Here is a 3,128-nt window from a genome sequence, read left to right as displayed (position 1 = left end):
ACCTCACGGACCTCGAAGCCCGCGGGTGGCTGACCGCCGACGACCTCGAACCGGTCCCCGACTTCGATGACCACGCCGTCGAGTACGAACGCGTGGGCAACTACAAGCGCTCGCGCCTTCGGACGGCTTTCGACCGATTCGAGGAAGACGCCTCCGAGGACGACCGCGACGCATTCGAAGCCTTTCGCGAGCGGGAGGCGCACTGGCTCGAAGACTACGCGCTGTTTGCCTCCCTGAAAGACGAGTTCGAGGGCGCGTGGATAGACTGGCCGACGGAATTGAAGACGCGAGACCCCGATGCACTCGCTCGCGCCCGAGACGAGCACGAAGACGAGATTCGCTACCGTGAGTTCGTCCAGTTCTGCTTCGACGAACAGTGGCGCGACCTCGCGGCATACGCAGACGAGAAGAGCGTCACCCTCGTCGGCGACCTCCCGATATACGTCGCCCTCGACAGCGCCGACGTGTGGGCCGCCCCGGAAGCCTTCGACCTCACCGAGTCGCACGAACCGGCCGTCGTTGCGGGCGTCCCGCCGAACCCGAACGACTCCGGCCAGCGCTGGGGCAACCCGCTGTACGACTGGGACACACTTCAGGAGGACGACTACAGTTGGTGGCTTGACCGACTTCGTCGCCTGTTCGACCTCGTCGACGTGACCCGCATCGACCACTTCAAAGGCTTCGACGAGTACTGGGCCATCGACGCCTCGTCGGACAACCCCGAAGACGGCGAGTGGCGCGACGCGCCCGGCCACGACTTCTTCGAGACGGTCGAACGCGAACTGGGCGAACTCCCCTTCATCGTCGAAGACCTCGGCTTCCTCGACGCCTCGCTCGTCGACCTGCGCGACCGCTTTGCGTTCCCCGGTATGCGCGTCCCGCAGTACGCCGACTGGTGCCGCGAGGGTGATATGTACCAGCCGATGCACTACCTGGAGAACTCCGTCGCCTACACTTCGACACACGACACCGATACCTTCGTCGGCTACTACCAGTCGCTGGACGACCACACCCGCGACTGTCTCCACTACAACATCGGTGCCGACGGCTCCGAGATTCACTGGTCTATCATCGACGCCGTCTGGAACTCGGCGTCGGTGCTCGCGTTCACCACGGTGCAGGACCTCCTCGGACTCGACTCCCGCGCCCGGTTTAACACGCCCGGCACGCAGAACGGAAACTGGGAATGGCGCGTCACCCGTGAAGGCCTCGACGACGACGTTTCGGCCCGTCTCGCCGAGTTGACGGACCTCCACATCCGTAACTGAATCGAGATTCGTTTTTTTCTCCGCGCGTCTGTTGCTATTCGATTCGCACGTCTCGCCCACCGCATCGAAATCCGCCCGTCTCGCCCACCGCATCGAAATCCGCACGTCGTATCGGTCGCCACCGAAACCCGCACGTTGCACCTGCCATCATCGAAACCCGCAAATCCCTCGCGCCCAACGTCGAAGCGATGGAGACGGGTGTCATTGACCTCGCGACCCTCGACGGCGCGTTCGACCTCCAGTCGACCTTAGAGAGCGGTCAGACGTACCTCTGGGACCGCCCCGACGGAAAGATGTACGAACGTGACGCGGCCCACGGCGGGGACGCGTGGTACCAGACGATTGTGCCGCCCCTCGACGGCGTCTCGGACGAATCAGCGGTTGTCCGCGTCCGGCAGATGGACGGGACACTGGAATGGAAGTCGAACCTCGACGCCGTCCCGCTGCTGCGGCACCTCCTTCGTCTCGACGACGACCTCGACGCAATCGTCGACGCGATGCCGGACGAACCGCTGGTTCGCCGGGCCTACGACGCCTACCCCGGCATGCGTCTCGTCCGCGACCCGCCGTTCGGCTGTCTCATCTCGTTCATTTGCTCGGCGCAGATGCGCGTCTCGCGAATCTTCGGGATGCAGTCGCGTCTCCGCGAGACCTACGGCGAGGCCGTCGAGTTCGACGGTGAGACGTACTACGCCTACCCGACACCAGAACGTCTCGCCGAGACCACAGAGGCCGAACTGCGTGACCTCAGCCTCGGCTATCGCGCCCCCTACGTCCAGCGGACGGCCGAGATGGTTGCGACGGGCGAAGCGACGCCCTCGGAAGCACTCGGACGCGACTACGAGGACGCCCGCGACTACCTGACGAACTTCGTCGGCGTCGGTGACAAGGTAGCCGATTGCATACTCTTGTTCTCGCTCGACTATCTCGAAGCCGTCCCGCTCGACACGTGGATTCGCTCCGCAATCGAAGACCACTATCCGGACTGCGACCAGGGCAACTACACTGAGACCTCACGTGCCATTCGGGACCGACTCGGCGGCGAATACGCCGGGTACACACAGACCTACGTGTTCCATTATCTCCGGTCCGGCGGCGAATAGTACGTTCCGTTTGGCGGGGTAGGAGAGCCTGCAAAACCGGTGTGGTAAGAAGGTTGATACCCTTCGCGGTACAATTTCACACTGACCATGGACTGCAGAGTCGTCGTCGAGGCCGCGGTCCCGGTGTACGACGTGGAAACCGAAGACGAGGCGATTCGCATCGCCATCTCCAAAACGGGTGAGATGCTCAACCCCGACCTGAAATACGTCGAAATAAACATGGGTTCCCGCACTGCCCCGAGTGACGACTCGCTTCCTGTGTTTATCGTCGCGGACGAAGCCCTCGTCGCGCTCGAACTCGAAATGACTGTGTTCAACGTCGAACAGGAAGAACACGCATCTCGAATCGCTCGCAAGGAGATTGGGGAGCGTCTCGAAAACATTCCACTAAAGGTACTCTCTGTCGAGCGGCTCGACGACGAACCGAAAGAGACGGACGGCGACGGTACCGATGAAGACCTCATTCCCGATTTCGACGACCTGGTCGAAGACCGCTGAACGGTCACACGTTTTGTGGCGGCGTAACAGACTTCCCATCTAAACACTCGGGCTTGCTACTTCCCTAAACACTCGGACTGGCTAGCTTCTGAAACTCGCCCACCTGCATCTTCCGCAACCACACAGCCGTTGCCCGCGGGCGGCAGCGCGGCGAAGACGACGACGCCGCCGCTCTCTGCTTGTTCCTTCGTGGGGGGGAACGCGTTTCCTGCCCCGCATCAGTCGGCTTGTGCGGCGTCTGGTTCTGGCTCGGGTTTGC

At 62.6% G+C, this 3,128-nt stretch carries 4 protein-coding genes; 3 read left to right on the top strand and 1 reads right to left on the bottom strand.

The annotated features are described in order from the left end of the window. The 3 genes from malQ to QT222_RS03620 all read left to right on the top strand — a co-directional run. Positions 1–1,268, top strand: a 1,268-nt coding sequence (malQ, locus tag QT222_RS03630; RefSeq protein WP_491476336.1) for a 4-alpha-glucanotransferase, incomplete at its 5' end; no start/stop codon positions are given. 188 nt (positions 1,269–1,456) lie between these two features. After that, entirely contained in the window at positions 1,457–2,371 is a 915-nt protein-coding gene (locus tag QT222_RS03625; RefSeq protein ID WP_491476335.1) for a DNA-3-methyladenine glycosylase family protein, read from the top strand. Between the two features lie 87 nt (positions 2,372–2,458). Then, entirely contained in the window at positions 2,459–2,869 is a 411-nt protein-coding gene (locus QT222_RS03620) for a DUF555 domain-containing protein (protein ID WP_004056594.1), read from the top strand. A 64-nt stretch (positions 2,870–2,933) separates the two neighbouring features. On the opposite strand, the gene QT222_RS03615 is transcribed toward QT222_RS03620, so the two are convergent. Next, the coding region (locus tag QT222_RS03615) for a hypothetical protein (RefSeq protein ID WP_491476334.1) at positions 2,934–3,128 on the bottom strand (195 nt) is incomplete at its 5' end.

The organism is Haloferax sp. s1 (genome assembly GCF_058382125.1).
Note: the sequence above shows the minus strand (reverse complement) of the source record. Positions and strands in the feature narration are given on the sequence as shown.